Source organism: Streptomyces litchfieldiae (assembly GCF_031845365.1).
GTDB lineage: Bacteria > Actinomycetota > Actinomycetes > Streptomycetales > Streptomycetaceae > Streptomyces > Streptomyces litchfieldiae.
In genome coordinates, this window is the sequence record NZ_JAVREL010000020.1 from 47149 (window position 1) to 65410 (window position 18262).

The 18262-nt window shown below is 73.7% G+C and carries 16 protein-coding genes; 11 read left to right on the forward strand and 5 right to left on the reverse strand.

The window, feature by feature from the left end; all coding sequences use genetic code 11:
- The first annotated feature begins 9 nt into the window (after positions 1-9).
- From RM590_RS27830 to RM590_RS27840, 3 genes are read left to right on the forward strand one after another with little or no spacing between them, the layout of a single operon-like run.
- A complete protein-coding gene (locus RM590_RS27830) occupies positions 10-1815 on the forward strand; it encodes a thiamine pyrophosphate-requiring protein (protein ID WP_311707492.1) in 1806 nt (601 codons plus the stop codon).
- A gap of 24 nt (positions 1816-1839) precedes the next feature.
- Positions 1840-2727, forward strand: a complete 888-nt coding sequence (locus RM590_RS27835; protein ID WP_311707493.1) for an SDR family oxidoreductase — start codon at positions 1840-1842, stop codon at positions 2725-2727.
- Between the two features lie 32 nt (positions 2728-2759).
- Positions 2760-3107 carry a hypothetical protein gene (locus tag RM590_RS27840; protein ID WP_311707494.1) on the forward strand — a complete coding sequence of 116 codons (348 nt, stop codon included), beginning with the start codon at positions 2760-2762 and terminating at the stop codon, positions 3105-3107.
- Positions 3108-3123: 16 nt separating this feature from the next.
- On the opposite strand, the gene RM590_RS27845 is transcribed toward RM590_RS27840, so the two are convergent.
- Together RM590_RS27845 and RM590_RS27850 are read right to left on the reverse strand one after the other, a co-directional pair.
- Entirely contained in the window at positions 3124-3684 is a 561-nt protein-coding gene (locus RM590_RS27845; protein WP_311707495.1) for a hypothetical protein, read from the reverse strand.
- 190 nt (positions 3685-3874) lie between these two features.
- A complete protein-coding gene (locus RM590_RS27850) occupies positions 3875-4735 on the reverse strand; it encodes a SigB/SigF/SigG family RNA polymerase sigma factor (RefSeq protein ID WP_311707496.1) in 861 nt (286 codons plus the stop codon).
- Between the two features lie 209 nt (positions 4736-4944).
- Here RM590_RS27850 and RM590_RS27855 point away from each other — a divergent pair, with 209 nt between their 5' ends.
- The 7 genes from RM590_RS27855 (at position 4945) to RM590_RS27885 (ending at position 12919) form a co-directional block, all read left to right on the forward strand.
- Positions 4945-5328, forward strand: a complete 384-nt coding sequence (locus RM590_RS27855) for a DUF2267 domain-containing protein (protein ID WP_311707497.1) — start codon at positions 4945-4947, stop codon at positions 5326-5328.
- Between the two features lie 32 nt (positions 5329-5360).
- Positions 5361-6395 carry an NAD-dependent epimerase/dehydratase family protein gene (locus RM590_RS27860; RefSeq protein WP_311707498.1) on the forward strand — a complete coding sequence of 345 codons (1035 nt, stop codon included), beginning with the start codon at positions 5361-5363 and terminating at the stop codon, positions 6393-6395.
- Complete coding sequence (locus RM590_RS27865; RefSeq protein WP_311707499.1) at positions 6392-7984, forward strand: phytoene desaturase family protein; 1593 nt, start codon at positions 6392-6394, stop codon at positions 7982-7984. Before RM590_RS27860 ends, RM590_RS27865 begins: the two co-directional genes overlap by 4 nt.
- Complete coding sequence (locus RM590_RS27870; RefSeq protein ID WP_311707500.1) at positions 7963-8418, forward strand: SRPBCC family protein; 456 nt, start codon at positions 7963-7965, stop codon at positions 8416-8418. The genes RM590_RS27865 and RM590_RS27870 overlap by 22 nt, the downstream gene beginning before the upstream one ends.
- Positions 8419-8469: 51 nt before the next feature.
- Entirely contained in the window at positions 8470-10191 is a 1722-nt protein-coding gene (ctaD, locus tag RM590_RS27875) for an aa3-type cytochrome oxidase subunit I (protein ID WP_311707501.1), read from the forward strand.
- A 56-nt stretch (positions 10192-10247) separates the two neighbouring features.
- A complete protein-coding gene (locus tag RM590_RS27880) occupies positions 10248-11423 on the forward strand; it encodes a zinc-dependent alcohol dehydrogenase (RefSeq protein ID WP_311707502.1) in 1176 nt (391 codons plus the stop codon).
- A 233-nt stretch (positions 11424-11656) separates the two neighbouring features.
- Positions 11657-12919, forward strand: a complete 1263-nt coding sequence (locus tag RM590_RS27885) for an MFS transporter (RefSeq protein WP_394813987.1) — start codon at positions 11657-11659, stop codon at positions 12917-12919.
- A gap of 236 nt (positions 12920-13155) precedes the next feature.
- Here RM590_RS27885 and RM590_RS27890 read toward each other — a convergent pair whose 3' ends face one another.
- The 3 genes from RM590_RS27890 to RM590_RS27900 form a co-directional block, all read right to left on the reverse strand.
- A complete protein-coding gene (locus tag RM590_RS27890; RefSeq protein WP_311707504.1) occupies positions 13156-13341 on the reverse strand; it encodes a DUF2795 domain-containing protein in 186 nt (61 codons plus the stop codon).
- 63 nt (positions 13342-13404) lie between these two features.
- The gene (locus tag RM590_RS27895; RefSeq protein WP_311707505.1) at positions 13405-14427 is read right to left on the reverse strand and encodes a hemolysin family protein; all 1023 of its coding nucleotides are present in this window, start codon (positions 14425-14427) and stop codon (positions 13405-13407) included.
- Positions 14424-15731: a hemolysin family protein gene (locus RM590_RS27900; RefSeq protein ID WP_311707570.1), complete on the reverse strand. Its 1308-nt coding sequence runs from the start codon at positions 15729-15731 to the stop codon at positions 14424-14426. The genes RM590_RS27895 and RM590_RS27900 overlap by 4 nt, the downstream gene beginning before the upstream one ends.
- Before the next feature lie 296 nt (positions 15732-16027).
- Between RM590_RS27900 and RM590_RS27905 the strand changes: the two genes are divergently transcribed.
- On the forward strand, positions 16028-18046 hold the full coding sequence (locus tag RM590_RS27905) for a glycoside hydrolase family 31 protein (RefSeq protein ID WP_311707506.1): 2019 nt from the start codon (positions 16028-16030) through the stop codon (positions 18044-18046).
- Positions 18047-18262: the final 216 nt, after the last annotated feature.

Below are 18262 nucleotides of genomic sequence, written 5' to 3' on the forward strand. Positions count from 1 at the left end.
AGGCCAGTGATGAGCCAGACAGTCGCCGATCACATACTCGCCCGGCTGCGCGCCTGGCACGTCGAGATCGTCTACGGCTACCCGGGCGACGGCATCAACGGTCTGCTCGCCGCCTGGGGACGGGCCGACAACGAGCCCCGCTTCGTGCAGGCCCGGCACGAGGAGATGGCCGCGTTCCAGGCCGTCGGCTACGCCAAGTTCAGCGGCCGCGCGGGCGTGTGCGCGGCCACCTCGGGCCCCGGCGCCATCCACCTGCTCAACGGCCTCTACGACGCCGCCCTGGACCATGTCCCGGTGGTCGCCCTCGTCGGCCAGACCAGCCGCAGCGCGATGGGCGGCTCCTACCAGCAGGAGGTGGACCTGCACGCCCTGTTCAAGGACGTCGCCGCCTTCCTGGAGACCGTCAACGTCCCCGAGCAACTGCCCAACGTGCTGGACCGCGCGCTGCGCACCGCCTACGCCCGCCGCGCGCCCGCCGTCGTCATCCTGCCCGCGGACGTGCAGACGCTGGAGTACAGCGAGCCCGGCCACGCGTTCAAGATGGTGCCCTCCAGCCAGGACTTCAGCGCCTGGACCACGGTGCCCACGGACGACGCGCTGGCCCGCGCCGCCGAGGTCGTCAACGCCGGGGAGAACGTGGCCGTCCTCGTCGGCCAGGGCGCCGTCCGCGCCCGCGCCGAGGTCCAGGAGCTGGCCGAGAAGCTGGGCGCCGGCATCGCCAAGGCCCTGCTCGGCAAGGACGCGCTGCCCGACACGCTGCCCTATGTCACCGGCACCATCGGCCTGCTCGGCACCCGCCCGTCCTGGGACCTGATGCGGGACTGCGACACGCTGATCGCCATTGGGTCCAGCTTCCCCTACAGCCAGTTCCTGCCCGAGTTCGGCCAGGCCAGGGGCGTGCAGATCGACATCGACCCCGGCATGGTCGGGATGCGCTACCCCTACGAGGTCAACCTCGTGGGCGACGCCCGCGCCACGCTGCGCCGGCTGCTGCCGCTGCTGCACGCCAAGGCGGACGCGGCCGGCCGTCACGAGCGCATCGCCGCCTCCACCGAACGCTGGCGCGACGCGCTGGCCCGCCAGGCGGAACTGGTCGACGCCGACCCCATCAACCCGCAGTACGTCGCGCACTGCCTGGACCCGCTGCTGCCCGAGGACGCCATCCTCACCGTCGACTCCGCCTCGGTGACCAACTGGTACGCCCGGCACATCACGATGCGCGGCACCATGCGCGGCTCCCTGTCCGGCACGCTGGCCACCATGGGCTGCGCGGTGCCGTACGCGATCGGCGCCAAGTTCGCCCACCCCGACCGCCCGGTGGTGGCGCTGGTCGGCGACGGCGCCATGCAGATGAACGGCATGAACGAGCTGATCACCGCCGCCAAGTACCGGCACGCCTGGGAGAATCCGCACCTGGTGGTCGGCGTGTGGAACAACCGCGACCTCAACCAGGTGACCTGGGAGATGCGCGCGATGTCCGGCTCCCCGCAGTTCCTGCCCTCCCAGGAGCTCCCCGACGTCTCCACCGCCGCGTTCGCCCGCTCCCTCGGCCTGTCCGGCGTGCGGGTGGAGAAACCGGACGACGTCGAGGACGCCTGGCGCGAGGCGCTGGCCGCGCCCGGGCCCGCGGTGGTGGAGTTCCTGACCGACCCGGACGTGCCGCCGATCCCGCCGTCCGCGACCTGGGACCAGATCGAGTCCACCGCCAAGGCGCTGCTGAAGGGCGACGTGGACCGCGGGGGCGTGGTGAAGAAGGGCCTGAAGGCCAAGCTCCAGGAGTACTTGGCCGGCGGCGACAAGAAGGACGAGGACTGACCCCGACCCCCCGAAGGGCGACCCATGACCGACCGTCCCCGGCAGCCGGACCCCACCCGGCGCCACCCCCGCCCGGAGTTCCCCCCGCAGTCCCAGGAACCCCCGGGCAGCACCGGCGAGATGAGGCCGCGCCCCGACCACGGCGAGGACTCCTACCGCGGCTGCGGCCGGCTGCGGGAGCGCCGCGCGATCATCACCGGCGGCGACTCCGGCATCGGCCGCGCGGTCGCGCTGGCCTTCGCCCGCGAGGGCGCCGACGTGATCTTCAGCCACCTCCCGGAGGAAGCGGCCGAGGCCGCGGAGACCACCCGCCTGATTACCGATGCCGGCCGCCGCGCGGTCGCCGTGCCCTGCGACATCCGCGAGGAGGACGCGTGCCGGGCGCTGACGGACCGGGCCGTCGACGAGTTCGGCGGCGTCGACATCCTGGTCAACAACGCTGCCTACCAGATGGCCCAGCCGGACGGCATCGAGCAGATCACCACCGAGCAGTTCGACCGGGTCATGCGGACCAACCTGTACGGCATGTTCTGGCTGAGCCGGATGTGCGTGCATCACATCCCGGCCGGCGGCAGCATCATCAACACCACGTCCGTACAGGGATATCAGCCCAGCCCACACCTGCTGGACTACGCCATGACCAAGGGCGCCATCGTCACGTTCACCCAGGGCCTGGCCGCGCACCTCGCCCCGCGCGGCATCCGCGTCAACGCGGTCGCGCCCGGCCCGGTGTGGACGCCGCTGATCCCCTCGACCATGCCGGACACCACCGGCTTCGGCGCCAAGTCGCCGCTCGGCAGGCCGGCCCAGCCGGCCGAGATGGCGCCCGCCTACGTCTTCCTGGCCTCGGCGGACGCGGGCTATGTCACCGCGGAGGTCGTCAACGCCACGGGCGGCTCGCCGCTGCCCTGATAGGCCATCGGCCCGGCGGGTACTCGGGCGCCATGACCCACCACGACGAAGCGCCGGTCCCCGGCTACGACGGCCTCACCGCCGGCGACATCGAACACCGCATCCGGTCGCTCGGCCCGGCGGAGCTGACCGCGCTCCTGGACTACGAGCGCCGCCACGCCAACCGCGCCGGGGTGATCCAGCTCATCACGGCCCGGCAGGCCGAACTCGACGCCGGCAGCACGCCGTCACCGGGCGGCGAGGTGCCGCCCGCGCCGGGCGGCCCCACCCGCGGCACCTCACCGGTCGATCCGGCCACGTCCCCGCAGCCTTTCTCGGCGCCGCCGCACGGCACGCCACACCAGTCGGGCAAGCCCAAGGGCAACGAGCGGACGCCGTAGCGGTCCCAGCCGCATCTCAACCGCCGCCTTCCGCGGCGGCCCGCGCCAGATCCTCGTCCGACAGCAGCCGCCGGTCGGGGGCGGCCGTGTCGTGGCCGGGTGCGAAGCGGAGCCGTTCCATGTACGGCGTGGACCGGCCGCGCCGGTGGTCCGCGAACTCCTTGGCGTAGTGGTCGCGCGCCTCCTCGGGGGGCTTCTCGCCGGTGACGATGTCGTGCATCAGGTTGAGCGCGAGGAAGTTCGCCTGCTCGTCGTGGCAACGCGCGGAGACCTCGACCGCCGTCCGCTCGGCGATGACGCTGCCGTCGAACCGCGCCAGCGGGGTGAACTTCTCGGGCGGCACCTGGTAGTCGATGAACGACTCCGCCGAGTCGATGTGCGGCGCCGGGAAGTGGTGCTCGTAGTACGTCCGGGAGGCGACCAGCCGCTTCCAGGGGCCGGGCCGGTGCCAGGTCGGCCGGGTGTCGGTGGCCTCCTGCGGCGGTCCGTAGGTGTCGAGGACCAACTGCGCCGCCTCGCGGGAGGCGTCCGGCCGGCCGCCGATGATGTTGGCGGCGTTCTGCTGCGTCATCGTCATGGTGTGCCGTCTCCTTCTGCCGTCTCCTGTGCTGTCCGTTCCTGTGCCGTCCGTGCTGCCGGGTGTTCCGATTCCCGTGCCGCGAAACGCGCGGAGGCCGCGCGCGGTGAGCGGCACGACGTTCTCCCGCGCACACCCCGCCCCAGGGAACGGCCCCGGCACGCGGCAGCGTGCCGGGGCCTGGCGTCCCTCAGGCCGCCGGCCGTCTTGCCGCCGGTGCCGGGTCCGGGCGCTCCCGCTCGTGCTCCCGGCCGCCGTCGGTGCCCTCCACCTCGGCGCGGATGCGTTCGCACGCCCGGCTCAGCAGACGCGACACGTGCATCTGCGAGATGCCGAGCTGCCGGGCGATGCGGCTCTGCGTCATGCCGTGGAAGAACCGCAGGTAGAGGATTTCCCGCTCGCGCTCGGGCAGGGCCTGCAACGGGCTCTTCACCGCCTCCCGGTCCACCACCCGGTCGAAGCCGGGCTCGTGCGTGCCCAGGGTGTCCAGCAGTGAGTAGTCACCGTCCGCGCCCGGAAGTTCCGCGTTCAACGACAGGGTGCTGAAGCTCTCCAGCGCCTCCATGCCGGTCCTGACCTCGTCCTCGGTCAGTCCGCTGTGCTGGGCGATCTGCTCCACGCTGGGACCGCGCTCGTCCAGCCGGAACGTGAGCTGGCGGGCGGCGGCCCGGACCCGGTTGCGCAGTTCCTGGGTGCGCCGGGGCACGTGCAGCCCCCACATGTGGTCGCGGAAGTGCCGCTTCACCTCGCCGACGATCGTCGGCACGGCGTAGCTCTCGAAGGGCCGGCCCCGGCTCGGGTCGTACCGGTGCACGGCCTTCACCAGGCCGAGGGCGGCGACCTGCTCCAGGTCCTCCAGCGCCTCGCCGCGGTCGCGGAAGGTGCGGGCGAGCCGGTCCGCCATGGGAATCCAGGCGCAGATCACGTCGCGGCACAGCTCGTCCCGTTCCGGGCACGGCGGCAACTCGGCGATCCGCTCGAATTGCCTGGTGGTATCCGGCGCGTCGTCGTGCGGGTGACGCTTCTTACGGGGATGTGCGGGTGTGTTCATTCGTTGCTCTCCCAGGTGAGGGTGGGCGTGCGATTCCGCTCTGCTCGCCACGGGAAGAGGCCGTTCCCGACAAGTCTGCCGCCATTCGCCCCGACGCACATCTCGGCGGGCGCCCGCCGCCCGCCGCAGGTTTCTCCCGGCCCCCGCCGGATACCCGGGACGGGCCCATACCCAATACCGAAACCGATCGATCGGAAAAGAGTGCCATCGTGTCCTACGGTTCTTTTCTCTCCACCGTGCGCGACCGCGGCGAATACCCCGGTGACGAGGCCGAACGGGCCGTCGAGGCGGTCTTGACCACCCTGGGGGAGCGCCTGCCGTCGCACTCCGCGGAACATCTCGCCGATCAACTCCCCACCCCGCTCGCGCAAATTCTGGAGAATGCGGACGGTGCCGGCCGAAGCTGGGGCGTGGAGGAGTTCATCACGCATGTCGCCCAACGTGCCGACGAAGATGAGGAAACCGCCGAGACGGATACCCGTGTGGTTTTCTCCGTTATTTCCGAGCAGGTAACCGGTGGCGAGATGAACAAGCTGCTCAGTCAGCTTCCCACCGGCTATGCCGAGCTCTTCGGCTATTCGGAGCTGGCCTGACCGCGGCCCCGGCCGCGCCCCGCGTGGTGGTCGTGGGCGCGACGGGGAACATCGGCACCGGCGTGGTGCGGCGGCTGGCCGCCCACCCGGGGGCCGGCCCGGTCGTGGCCGTGGCCCGCCGCCGACCGGACCGGCTCCCGCCCGGCGTGACGTTCGTGAGCGCCGACATCGCCACCGAGCCGGACCTGGAGCGGCTGTTCGCCGGTGCCGGCGCCGTGATCCATCTGGCCTGCCTGTTCCAGCCCGCCCACCGCCCCGAGGTGACCTGGCGCACCAACGTCCTCGGCAGCCAGCGGGTGTTCGAGGCCACCGCCCGGGCGGGCGTGCCCGCGCTGGTGCACGCCTCCTCCGTGGTCGCCTACGCCCCCGGCCCCAAGGACCGCCGGGTGGACGAGAACTGGCCCACCGACGGCTGGCCGACCGCGCCCTACCCCCGCGAGAAGGCGTACGCGGAACGGCTCCTCGACGCCTTCGAGCACCGGCACCCGGACGTGCGCGTGGCCCGGCTGCGGCCCGGCGTCGTGGTGGCCGCCCGCACCGCCGCCCAGCAACGGCGGCTGTTCGGCGGCCCGTTCTTCCCCCGAGGGCGCCCGCCCCGCCCGCTGCGCGCCGTCCCCGACCTGCCCCGGCTGCGCTTCCAGGCGCTGCACACCGACGACGCGGCCGACGCGTTCTGCCGCGCCGCGCTGCGGCCCGTGCGCGGCCCGTTCAACGTCGCCGCGGAGCCCGTCGTCGACGTGCGCCTGCTCGCGGAGCTCAACGACGCCCACCTGGTCCGGCTGCCCTACCGCCCGGTCCGGGCCGCCGTGGACGCGGCCTGGCATCTGCGGCTGCTGCCCACCTCCGCCGCCATGTTCGACGACGTGCTGGCGTTCCCGCTCATGGACACCGGCCGCGCCCGCCGTGAACTGGGCTGGCGGCCACGCCACTCTGCGGCCGACGCCATCGCGGGCTTCCTGGACGGACTGCGGCACGGCGGCGGCGCGGGCACCCCGCCGCTGCGCCACCGGCTGTCCGGCGGCGGGCGGCTGCGGGAGGTGGCCAGAACCCTGGGGGACCGGCCATGACGGAGCGGGCCGCCCCGGACGCCGTCGTCATCGGCGCCGGCCCCAACGGGCTGGTCGCCGCCAACGTGCTGGCCGACGCGGGCTGGCGGGTCCTGGTGCTGGAGGCCGCCGACCACCCGGGCGGCGCCGTGCGCAGCGACCGCGGCGTCCACCCGGACTATGTCAACGACCTGTTCAGCTCGTTCTATCCGCTGGCCGCCGCCTCCCCGGTGCTGCGCGCGTTGGACCTGGAACGCTTCGGCCTGACCTGGAGCCACGCGCCGGCCGTGCTGGCCCACCCGCTGCCCGACGGCCGCTGCGCCGTGCTCCACCGCGACCAGGACCGGACCGCCGCGAGCCTGGACGCCCTCGCCCCCGGCGACGGCGAGGCGTATCTGCGGCTGCTGGCCCGCTGGGACCGGCTGGCACCCGACCTGCTCGGGGCCCTGCTCACGCCGTTCCCGCCGCTGCGGCACGGCGTGCCGCTGCTCGCCAGGCTCCGGTCGGCCGGGGGACTGCGGCTGCTGCGCATGCTCACGCTGCCCGCCCGGCGGCTGGGCGAGGAGGAGTTCACCGGCCCCGGCGGCCCGCTGCTGCTCACCGGCTGCGGCCTGCACGCCGACCTCTTCCCCGAGACGCCGGGCAGCGGGGCGTTCGGCTGGCTGCTGGTCATGCTCGGCCAGCGCCACGGCTGGCCGGTGCCCGCCGGGGGCGCCGGGCGGCTCACCGACGCCCTGGTCCGCCGGCTGACCGCGCGCGGCGGCGACGTGCGCTGCGGCACGCCCGTGGCACGCGTCGTCGTGCGGCACGGCCGGGCCGTGGGCGTCCGCACCGCCGACGGCGAACCGGTCCCCGCCCGCCGCGCCGTGCTCGCCGACGTCCCCGCGCCCGCGCTGTATGGCGGGCTGGTCGGCTGGCAGGACCTGCCCGCGCGGCTGCGCGCCGACATGCGCCGCTTCGAGTGGGACTACCCGACGTTCAAGGTCGACTGGGCGCTGTCCCGGCCCATCCCCTGGACCGCCCCGGCCGCCGGCACCGCCGGCACCGTCCATCTCGCCGACGGCGTCGACCACTTGACCCGGCACTCCGCCGACCTGGCCACCGGCACCCTGCCCGCGCGCCCCTCCGCCGTGCTCGGCCAGATGACGACCGCCGACCCCGGCCGCTCCCCGGCCGGCACCGAGGCGGCGTGGGTCTACACCCACCTGCCCCGCGGCATGGCGGACGACGGGCTGCGCGAGACGATGACCGAACGGCTGGAGGCGGTCGTCGAACGGTTCGCGCCCGGCTTCCGGGACACCATCGTCGGGCGGCGCGTCCTGGCCCCGGCCGACCTCCAGCGGCTCAACGCGAACCTCGTGCTGGGCGCGCTCAACGGCGGCACCGCGGCCGTTCACCAGCAGCTCGCCTTCCGGCCCGTGCCGGGCGCGGCCCGCCCGCGCACCCCCGTCGCCGGTCTGTATCTCGCCTCCGCCTCCGCCCACCCCGGCGGGGGAGTCCACGGCGCCCCGGGCGCCAACGCCGCCCGCGCCGCCCTGCGCGCCGCGCGGCTGTCCCGCACGCGGCTGTCCCATGAGAGGAGACCGGCATGGCCATCCGCCCCATCCTGATCAAGCGCCCGCCCGACGCGGTGTGGGCGGTCCTCCGTGACGGCCGCCGGTACGCGGAGTGGGTCGTGGGCACCGCCGAGTCCGTCCCCCTGGACGCCGACTGGCCCGAGGTGGGCTCCGCCATCCGCTACACCGTCAAGGTCGGCCCCCGGCGGCTGAGCGGACGCACCGTCGTACGCGACCACGAGCCCGGCCGCCGGCTCGAACTGGAGGCCAGGAGCCGCCTGGTGGGCACCGCCCGCATCGGCATCGAGGTCCGCCCCTGGGGCGAATACTCCCTGGTCACCATCGACGAGCACCCGCTCACGGGCCCCGGCGGCCGGCTGCACAACGTGGCCTCCGACTTCCTGCTGCAACTGCGCCACCGGCTCATGCTGCGCCGCCTGGCCCACGTCGTCGAGTCCTCCCGCGCGGCTGCGCCATCCGGCGACTGAGCGGCGCGCCAGCCGGGGGCGGCGCCCCGGCCGGGGGTACCACTGGTGTCCATGGCGACGCTCACCGACACCCGCGCCGCACCGCGGGAGCCGCGGCCGAAGAGCCCCGGCCGGGTTGTGGTGGGCTGGCTGACCACGACCGACCACAAGCAGATCGGCACCCTGTACCTCATCACCTCGTTCTTCTTCTTCCTGATCGCCGGCTCGCTGGCGATGGTGATGCGGGCCGAACTCGCCCGGCCCGGGCTCCAGATCGTGTCGGCCGAGCAGTTCAACCAGTCGTTCACGATGCACGGCAGCATCATGATGCTGCTGTTCGCGACGCCGCTGTTCGCCGGGTTCGCCAACTGGATCATGCCGCTGCAGATCGGCGCCCCCGACGTGGCGTTCCCCCGGCTGAACGCGCTGGCGTACTGGTTCTTCCTGTTCGGCGGGCTGCTGGTCGTCGGCTCGCTGCTCACGCCCGCCGGCGCCGCCAGCTTCGGCTGGTTCGCCTACAGCCCGCTCAACAACGAGGTGCACTCCCCGGGCCTGGGCCCGCTCATGTGGATCATGGGCCTGGCGCTGTCCGGCTTCGGCACGATCTTCGGCGGGGTCAACTTCATCACCACCATCGTCTGCATGCGCGCGCCGGGCATGACGATGTTCCGGATGCCGATCTTCACCTGGAACATCCTGCTCACCAGCGTGCTGGTCCTGATGGCCTTCCCCGTGCTCGCCGCCGCGCTGTTCGCGCTGGCCGCCGACCGCCTCTTCGGCGCCCACATCTTCGACTCGGCCAACGGCGGCGCCCTGCTGTGGCAGCACCTGTTCTGGTTCTTCGGGCACCCCGAGGTCTACATCATCGCGCTGCCGTTCTTCGGGATCATCACGGAGATCATCCCGGTCTTCAGCCGCAAGCCGATCTTCGGCTACATCGGCCTCGTCGGCGCCACCATCGCGATCACCGGCCTGTCCATGACCGTGTGGGCGCACCACATGTTCGCCACCGGCGCGGTGCTGCTGCCGTTCTTCTCGCTGCTGTCGTTCCTGATCGCCGTGCCCACCGGCGTGAAGTTCTTCAACTGGATCGGCACCATGTGGCGGGGCTCCCTCTCCTTCGAGACGCCCATGCTGTGGTGCGTCGGCTTCCTGGTCACCTTCCTCCTCGGCGGCCTCACCGGCGTGCTGCTCGCCTCCCCGCCGCTGGACTTCCACGTCACGGACACCTACTTCGTGGTGGCGCACTTCCACTACGTGGTGTTCGGCACGGTGGTCTTCGCGATGTTCGCCGGGTTCCACTTCTGGTGGCCCAAGTGGACGGGCAGGAGGCTCGACGAACGGCTCGGGAAGATCCACTTCTGGACCCTCTTCACCGGGTTCCACGGCACCTTCCTCGTCCACCACTGGCTGGGCGCCAAGGGCATGCCGCGCCGCTACGCCGACTACCTGCACTCCGACGGCTTCACCACGCTGAACACCGTCTCCAGCATCGGCTCGTTCCTGCTGGGCATGTCCACGCTGCCGTTCCTCTACAACGTGTGGCGCACCGCGAGGTACGCGCCCCGGCACGCCGAGGACGACCCCTGGGGCTTCGGCCGCTCCCTGGAGTGGGCCACCTCCTGCCCGCCGCCGCGCCACAACTTCACCGCGCTGCCGCGCATCCGCTCCGAGGCGCCCGCGTTCGACCTGCACCACCCGCGCATCTCCGCCCTGGACCAGGCCCGCCGCACCGGCCGCCGCGACCTGCCCGAGTCGGTGCCGCACGCCCCCGGGCCCGGACAGCACGGCTGAGCCGCCCGGCTCTGGGTACTCGCCGGGCCGAACCGAGCAGGCCAGGAGGTAGTCCCATGAAGGCTGTCGTGTGGCACGGCAAGCGCGATGTACGGGTCGAGGAGGTGCCCGACCCCCGGATCCAGGAGCCGACGGACGCGGTGATCCGGGTCACGTCGACCGGGCTGTGCGGCTCCGACCTGCACCTGTACGAGGTGCTGTCACCGTTCATGACCCCCGGCGACATCCTCGGCCACGAACCGATGGGCGTGGTGGAGGAAGTCGGCCCCGCGATCACCGACCTCGCGCCCGGCGACCGGGTCGTGGTCCCGTTCCAGATCGCCTGCGGCTCGTGCTTCATGTGCGACCGCGGGCTCCAGACCCAGTGCGAGACGACCCAGGTCCGCGACCAGGGCACCGGCGCGGCGCTCTTCGGCTACACCTCGCTCTACGGGGCCGTGCCGGGCGGCCAGGCCGAGTATCTGCGGGTGCCGCAGGCCCACTACGGGCCGGTGCTGGTCCCGCCGGATGTGCCCGACGACCGCTATCTGTTCCTCTCCGACGTGCTGCCCACCGCGTTCCAGGCCGTCGCCTACGCGGACGTCCCCAAGGGCGGCACGCTCGCCGTGCTGGGCCTGGGCCCGATCGGCGACATGTGCTGCCGCATCGCCCTGCACCAGGGCGCCGCCCAGGTCATCGGCATCGACCTGGTGCCCCAGCGACTGGCCACCGCCCGGGCACGCGGGGTGACCGCGCTGGACCTGACCGAGCACGACGACATCCCCGCGGCCGTCGGTGAACTCACCCGGGGCCGGGGCGCGGACTCCGTCATCGACGCGGTCGGCATGGAGGCGCACGGCAGCACGGCCGGGAAGATCATCCAGGACCTCAGCGGCCTGCTGCCCGGCAAGGCGGCGGCGGCGATCGCCGGGAAGGCCGGCGTCGACCGGCTCTCCGCGCTGTATCTGGCCATCGAGCTCGTGCGCCGGGGCGGCACCATCTCCCTCACCGGCGTGTACGGCGGCATGGCCGACCCGCTGCCCATGCTGAGCCTGTTCGACAAGCAGGTGCAGTTGCGGATGGGCCAGGCCAACGTCCGGCGCTGGGTGCCCGACCTGCTGCCCCTGCTGGCGGCCGACGACCCGCTGGGCGTGGAGGAGTTCGCCACCCACCACCTGTCGCTGAACGAGGCGCCGGAGGCGTACGAAATGTTCCAGCGCAAGGAGACCGGCAAGATCGTCATGCGCGTGTGAGCAAGCGCACTCAACGCCCAGAACCCTTGGCGCACAAGGGATCCACGGGGTGAGGACGGTCCCGGGACGATCTTGGTCTTCCCGGCCCGGGGCGGGTCTGTCATGGTGGGCGGCGTTGTTCCGGCGCGCAGCCGCGCCGGCCCTTCTCCCTCTCCCCCTTGGCGATGTCTGCTCCTGCCTCCACCCCGCCCGAAACCCGCCGGTCCCCCTGGCGGTCCCTGCGCCACCCCAGCATGCGCTGGTGGTCCCTGGCGAACCTGGTCTCCAACGCGGGGACCTGGATGCAGCTCACGGTGCAGAACCTGCTCGTGCTCCAGGTCACCGGCTCCGCCGCGATGACCGGACTCTCCCTGGCCGTCCAGGCCGGTCCCGGGCTGCTGCTCGGACTCGTGGGCGGCGCCGCCGTCGACGCCTGGCCGCGCAAGCTGACCGCGGCGCTCAGCCAGGCCGCGCTCGGCCTCGTCGCCTTCGTCACCGCCGCGCTGGTGGCGTTCGACATGCTGAACGTGACCACGCTGCTGGTCCTGGCGGCCGTCACCGGCGTGATCGCCACGGTGGACGCCCCCGCCACCGCGCTGCTGGGCAACGACCTGGTGCCCACCAGGGACGTGCCCTCAGCGATCGCGTTGGGCTCGGCCGTGCACAGCGTCGGCCGGCTCGCCGGTACGGCCCTGGCCGGCGGCACCGTGGTGCTGTTCGGCACCGCCGCCGCGTTCGTCGCCAACGGCCTGTCGTTCGCGTTCGTCGCGGCCGTCATCCCGTTCCTGCGCCTGGTCGACCACACGGCCGAGACGGACGCCCCGGCGGCGGCCCCGGCGCCCCGGCCGGCCGCGCGCGTGAGCGCGGACCCGCGCGAGGGACTGCGGTTCTTCGCGGGCCGCCCGCGGCTGGTCGCGCTCGCCGCGATCACCGGCCTGAGCGCGATCTTCGGCCGCAACTACACGCTGACGCTCGCCGTCCTGGTGACCGGCCCGCTGGCCGCCGGCGCGGGCGCGTTCGGCACGGTCTCCACCGCGCTGGCCATCGGCGGCATCGTCGGCGCCCTGCTCGCCGGTATGCTCCAGCGCCCGTCGGTGCGGCTCGTCGCCGCCATGGCCGGCGCGGGCGCGGTGCTCCAGATCGCCGCGGGGCTGTCGCCCTCGCTGGCGCTGCTGATCCTGCTGGTCATCCCGATGGCGATGGTCGAGTCCGTCTCCGACACCGCGGGCACGACCGTGCTCCAGACGGACCCGCCGCCGCACATGCGCGGCCGCGTGCTGGGCGTGTGGCGCAGCCTGAGCACCGGGTGGGGCCTGATCGGCCCGCCCGCCATCGGCCTGCTCATGGAGCTGGCCGGGGCCCGGGCCGCCCTGGTCATCGGTGGTCTGGTCATCGCGGGCGCGGCGGGCGCCGGCCTGCTGGCGCACGGCCGCCGTGCCACCCGGCCGGCCGAGGTGCCGGCGCTCGCGCCGGTGCCGGCCGCCGCCCGCCCGGCGGAGCTGTCGGCCGTGGCCTGACGGCCCGGTGTCACCGCGCGCTTCCGCCCCCGTCGCCACGGCGACGGGGGCGGAACGCGTGCCGGACCGCCAGGGCCCGTCTTCGAAGAGGCCGCCCTGCCCGCGCCGCCTGGCACGCACGCTCGCTGCGTTGCCGAATCGCGCGAGTACGACCAAGTACGAGCTGCGATCCGGCGCCTTGCGGTCGCACGCACCAGACGACGCGGGCGGCCGGACGCCCCCTTCGGAGACGGCCCCTAGAACATCGCCTTCTCGACGTCGTTCGGGCCGTCGAAGCGCTCCTGGTCGAGGTTGGCGATCTTCTTCACCAGCCTCTTGTCGGCGCCGTTCTTCTTCGCCGTCTGGACCAGCTCCGACTTGTCGCTGGGGTAGTGCGCGTTCTTCAGGGCCTTCTGGACGTCGATGGGGCTGGTCTTGCCCATGGTGTCCTCCGGTTCCGTCGATCGTGTGTCGTTCTGCTGACGGCACCCGGGTACCCGCCGCCCTCACGGCCCATTCGCGGCTCGGCCGACCAGCTCGGCGAGCACGTCCTCCATGGTCACGAAGCCCAGCAGCGTCCCCTTCGCGCTGGTCACGGCGGCCAGGTGCGTGACGGCGGCCCGCATCGCGGTCAGCGCGTCGTCCAGCGGCGTGTCCAGCCGCACCCGCACGACCGGGTGCAGCGCCTCCCGGGGGAACGGCCGGTCCCGGGCCGCCCGGCCCAGGGCGTCCTTCACATGCAGAAAGCCCAGCACCGTGCTGCCGGGGCCGGTGACGGGGAACCGCGAGAAGCCGGAGATCGCCCCGGCCCGCTCGAGCTGCCGGGGCGTGACCCGGTGGTCGACGGTCACCATCCGGCTCACCGGCACCACGATCTCCGCCACCGTCCTGCTGCCCAGCGCCAGCGCGTCGCGCAGCCGCCGGCTCTCTCCGGCCTCCAGGAGTCCCGCGTCGCTGGAGTCCTGCACCATGCGGACCAGCTCGTCGTCGGTGAACACCGACGCCACCTCGTCGCGCGGCTCCACCCGCAGCAGCCGCAGCAGCGCGTTGGCCAAGGCGTTCACGGAGAAGATCACCGGGCGCAGGGCCCGGGTGAGGGCCACCAGCGGCGGGCCGAGCAGCAGCGCGGAACGCTCCGGCTCGGCCAGCGCGATGTTCTTGGGCACCATCTCGCCGACCAGCATGTGCAGATAGGTCGCCAGCGACAGGGCGATCGCGAACGACAGCGGGTGCACCAGCGCGCTCGGCACCCCCACCGCGTCGAAGACCGGCTTAAGCAGATGCTCCATCGCCGGCTCCGCCACCGCGCCCAGCACCAGTGAGGAGACAGTGATGCCCAGTTGGGCGGTCGCCATCATCGGCGACAGGTGCCTCAGCGCCCACAGCACGGTGCGCGCCCCCCGCTCCCCGGCGTCGGCGCGCGGCTCGATCTGGTCCCGGCGGACGGAGATCAGGGCGAACTCCGCGCCGACGAAGAAGGCGTTGACCACCAACATCAGGGCCCCGAGGGCGAGTTGCAGCGCGGTCATGACGCCTCCCGGCCGGGCCCGGGCGCGGTGATCCGGACCCGTTCCGCCCGGTGCCGGGCGGTGGCCAGGACCGTCAGCCGCCAGCCGTCCACCGTCACCGAGTCGCCGGTGGCCGGGATGCGCGCCAGCGCGGTGGCCAGCAGCCCGGCGATCGTCTCGTACGGGCCGTCCGGCACGGGCAGCCCGACGGCGGCGAGCTGATCGGTGCGCACCGCGCCGTCGGCCTCCCACATCCGCACCCCGGTGCGGGCCAGGCCGGGCCCCGCGGCCGGGTCGTGCTCGTCGCGCACCTCGCCGACGACCTCCTCGACGATGTCCTCCAGCGTCACGACGCCCGCCGTGCCGCCGTACTCGTCGACCACGACGGCCATCGAACGTGTTCCGCGCAGCCGCTCCAGCAGCCGGTCCACCGGCAGCGAGTCCGGCACCAGCACCGGCTCGGTGGCCAGCTCCGCGACCCGGGCCGCGGCCCGGGCCGCCTCGTCCAGCGCCAGCACGTCCTTGATGTGCACGATCCCGACCACGTCGTCCAGCCCGTCCTCGAACACCGGGAACCGCGACAGCCCGGTGGCCCGCGTCAGCTCCGCCGCGTCCGCCGCGGTGGCGGTGGACCGCAGCGCCCGCACGTCCACCCGCGGCGTCATCACGTTCTCGGCGGTCAGCTCGGCCAGGTGCAGCGTGCGCACGAACAACTCGGCAGAGTCCGGCGGCAGCACGCCCTCCGCCGCCGAGTGCCGCGCCAGCGCGATCAGTTCCTGCGGGGTGCGGGCGGAGGCCAGCTCCTCGGTGGGCTCCAGCCCGAGGAGCCGCACCAGGCGGTTCGCCGTCTCGTTGAGATGCCGAATGAACGGGCCGAACGTGGCGGTGAACGCCCGCTGCGGCCCCGCCACCGACCGCGCCACGCGCAGCGGCCGGGCGATGGCCCAGTTCTTCGGCACCAGCTCGCCGATGACCATCAGCATTACCGTGGACATCCCGACGCCCAGCGCCACCGCCAGCGACGACGCGGCCCCGGTGGGCAGCCCGGCCGCGTCCAGCGGGCCGCGCAGCAGCGACGCCAGCGACGGCTCGGCGAGCATGCCGATGACCAGCGAGGTCACCGTGATGCCCAACTGGGCCCCCGAGAGCTGGAACGTCAGCGCCCGGGCCGCCTTCAGCGCTCCGGCGGCGCCGCTCTGCCCGGCCGCCGCCGCCCGCTCCAGGTCGCCGCGCTCCACCGTGGTCAGCGAGAACTCCGCCGCGACGAACACGGCGCAGGCCAGGGTCAGCGCCACCGCCAGCAGCAGCAACAGCACTTCGGTCACCATCTCACCTCTCCCGTCTGGCCCGGAACGGTCTGTTCGGCTCCCGGGCGGGAACACCGGTTCCCGCGGAGGCGGGACCTATGCGCGCGCCTCGTCCCACGACGCGAAGCGCGCGCCCCGGCCCGGGAGCGCCCGGCGCGCGGGGTCATCGGCATGCCCCAGTCATCGGCCGCCGCCCACCCGGCCTTGAGGCGCCCGCCCGGCGCCCGGACGGCTCGTTTCCGCGCGCCGGACGCCGGGTACTCGCCGTCACCGACCGTGGGCGGAGAACCGACCGTGGGCAGAGGGAGGTGGCGATGGCAACGGAGACGGGGACGGAGACGGACGCCTACGTGGCGGCCGATCCCGAGCCGGACGGCGCGCATCTGCGGGTCACGCTGGCCTCGGGCCGCACGCTGCGGCTGGCGTGCACCGTGCCCGTGGAGGGCGTGCTGCGGCTGCGCCAGGAGGGCACCAGGGGCACCCCGGAGTACGGCTCGCCCATCGTGTCCGACCTGCCGGACCACCCGGCCCGCGTCACCCGGGTGCCGGAGGGCGCGGAGATCAGCGGCCCCGGCGTGCACGCGGTCTGGCAGGGCGGGCAGGGGCTGCGGTTCGGCGCGTACCGGCGCTTCGCCGACCCGGAGGCCGACACCGTTCCCTTCCGCGCCGGCTACTGCCCGCCGTCCCCCGGCCACCCGGCCGGCCGCTGGATCGAGACCATTCAGTTGGCGCCGGACGCGGCCGTGTACGGCGGCGGCGAGAGCTATCAGGGCATCGATCTGCGCGGCCGGCACCGCACGTTGCGCAACACCGAGGAGAGCCGGGCCGCCGGCCGCGACTCGGCCTATCTCAACGTCCCGCTGCTGTGGTCGGACGCCGGCTGGGGCCTGTACGCGCACACCGGCGCCACGGTGGAGGCCGATCTCGGCGCCACCCACTCCGAGGCCGCCGCCGTCGAGATGGGCGGCGAACACCTGGACCTGTTCCTCATCGCCGGGGACGGCCCCGGTATCCTGCGCCGCTACCAGGCCCTCACCGGCCGCCCGCGCGCCCTGCCCCCGTGGGCCTTCGGGGTGTGGATGGGCCGGTGCTCCTACTTCACGGCCGACGAGGTCGTGCGGACCGTGGACGAACTACGGGCGGCCGACTGCCCGGTGGACGTCGTCCACGTGGACGAGTGGCTGGCGGAGTCCGTGCTGGACAGCGCGTCGTGGAGCGCCGGCGCCGACCGGAGCCGCTTCCCGGCCGGCTGGTCCCGCGCGCTGGAGGAACGCGGCGTGCGCACCAGCCTGTGGATCAACCCCTATGTGAAACGCGGCACGCCGATCGGCGACGAACTGACCGCGCGCGGCTATCTCATCCGCGACCCCGCGGGCGAGCCCGCCGCCACCGCCGACAACCCCGACACGCTGGTCTTGGACTTCACCAACCCCGAGGCCCGGGCCTGGTGGTCGGCCCGGCTCACCCGCACCCTGCGCGAGGAGCGGAACGCGGCGGTGCTCGCCGACTTCGGCGAGGAGATCCCGGAGGAGGCCGTGTTCGCCGACGGCACCCGGGGCACCGAACGGCACAACAGCTACGGGCTGATCTACCAGGACGCCGTGCGCGAGACGGGGCTGCTGGCGCGCGACGGCGATTTCGTCTCCATCTCCCGCTCCGGCACGGCCGGTTCCCAGCGGGATCCGGCGCACTGGGCCGGCGATCTGCCGTCCACCTGGGGCGGCATGGTCTCCACGCTGCGCGCCCTGCTGTCCCTGGCGCTCAGCGGTGTCTCCCTGGTCACCCATGACGCGGGCGGCTACTGGACGCCGGACTCCTACCGGTTCGCCGAGGAGATCCGCGCCACCATGACCCCCGACGCGCTGCCCGCCGACGTGGAGCCGGAACTCTACGGCCGCTGGGCGCAGTGGGCGGCGTTCACACCCCTCATGCGCTTCCACGGCGTGGGCCGCCGCGAGCCCACCGCCTACCCCGAGCCGGCCCGCGGCGCCGCCATCGCGGCCTGCCGGCTGCGGCACCGCCTCCGGGCGTACACAGCGGAGGCCGCCGCCGAGCCGCTGCCGCTGATGCGGCCGATGCCGCTGGCCTACCCCGGCGACCGCGCCGCGCGCGACGCCGGTCTCCAGTACCTGTTCGGGCCGGACGTGCTGGTCGCCCCCGTGCTGGAGCCGGGTGGCCGGCGCGTGCTCTACGTGCCGCCGGGGGAGTGGAGCCCGCTGCTCGGCTGCCCGCCGGTGTCCGGCCCCGGCTGGCGCGAACTCCACTGCGGCCCCGCCGAGTTCCCCGCGTTCGTCCGTGCCGAGCGCGGGCCAGGGGCGGTGCTGCGCGACTGAGCCATCCGGCGCACGCCGGGCGCGAGCGGACTCCGGCGCCCGCCCCGCCCGGTTCCGGTACGCGCTGTTCCTCGCCGCCGAACTGGTGCCCTGCAAACGGCGTTGAGCTGGCCGGAACGGTCCTGGCGCGCCTTCGTGGACGGCTTCGTGCCCGGCGGTACGACTCCGGCACCGGCCGGATCGCCACCCCCATCGGCCCGGCCGCTGTTCTCCTTC

What these genes read in the sequence shown, in the direction of transcription:
- RM590_RS27830 (WP_311707492.1), top strand. Translation starts at nt 10, where the DNA reads ATGAGCCAGACAGTCGCCGATCACATACTCGCCCGGCTGCGCGCCTGG.
- RM590_RS27835 (WP_311707493.1), top strand. Translation starts at nt 1,840, where the DNA reads ATGACCGACCGTCCCCGGCAGCCGGACCCCACCCGGCGCCACCCCCGC.
- RM590_RS27840 (WP_311707494.1), top strand. Translation starts at nt 2,760, where the DNA reads ATGACCCACCACGACGAAGCGCCGGTCCCCGGCTACGACGGCCTCACC.
- RM590_RS27845 (WP_311707495.1), bottom strand. Translation starts at nt 3,684, where the DNA reads ATGACGATGACGCAGCAGAACGCCGCCAACATCATCGGCGGCCGGCCG.
- RM590_RS27850 (WP_311707496.1), bottom strand. Translation starts at nt 4,735, where the DNA reads ATGAACACACCCGCACATCCCCGTAAGAAGCGTCACCCGCACGACGAC.
- RM590_RS27865 (WP_311707499.1), top strand. Translation starts at nt 6,392, where the DNA reads ATGACGGAGCGGGCCGCCCCGGACGCCGTCGTCATCGGCGCCGGCCCC.
- RM590_RS27870 (WP_311707500.1), top strand. Translation starts at nt 7,963, where the DNA reads ATGGCCATCCGCCCCATCCTGATCAAGCGCCCGCCCGACGCGGTGTGG.
- ctaD (WP_311707501.1), top strand. Translation starts at nt 8,470, where the DNA reads ATGGCGACGCTCACCGACACCCGCGCCGCACCGCGGGAGCCGCGGCCG.
- RM590_RS27880 (WP_311707502.1), top strand. Translation starts at nt 10,248, where the DNA reads ATGAAGGCTGTCGTGTGGCACGGCAAGCGCGATGTACGGGTCGAGGAG.
- RM590_RS27885 (WP_394813987.1), top strand. Translation starts at nt 11,657, where the DNA reads ATGCGCTGGTGGTCCCTGGCGAACCTGGTCTCCAACGCGGGGACCTGG.
- RM590_RS27890 (WP_311707504.1), bottom strand. Translation starts at nt 13,341, where the DNA reads ATGGGCAAGACCAGCCCCATCGACGTCCAGAAGGCCCTGAAGAACGCG.
- RM590_RS27895 (WP_311707505.1), bottom strand. Translation starts at nt 14,427, where the DNA reads ATGACCGCGCTGCAACTCGCCCTCGGGGCCCTGATGTTGGTGGTCAAC.
- RM590_RS27905 (WP_311707506.1), top strand. Translation starts at nt 16,028, where the DNA reads ATGGCAACGGAGACGGGGACGGAGACGGACGCCTACGTGGCGGCCGAT.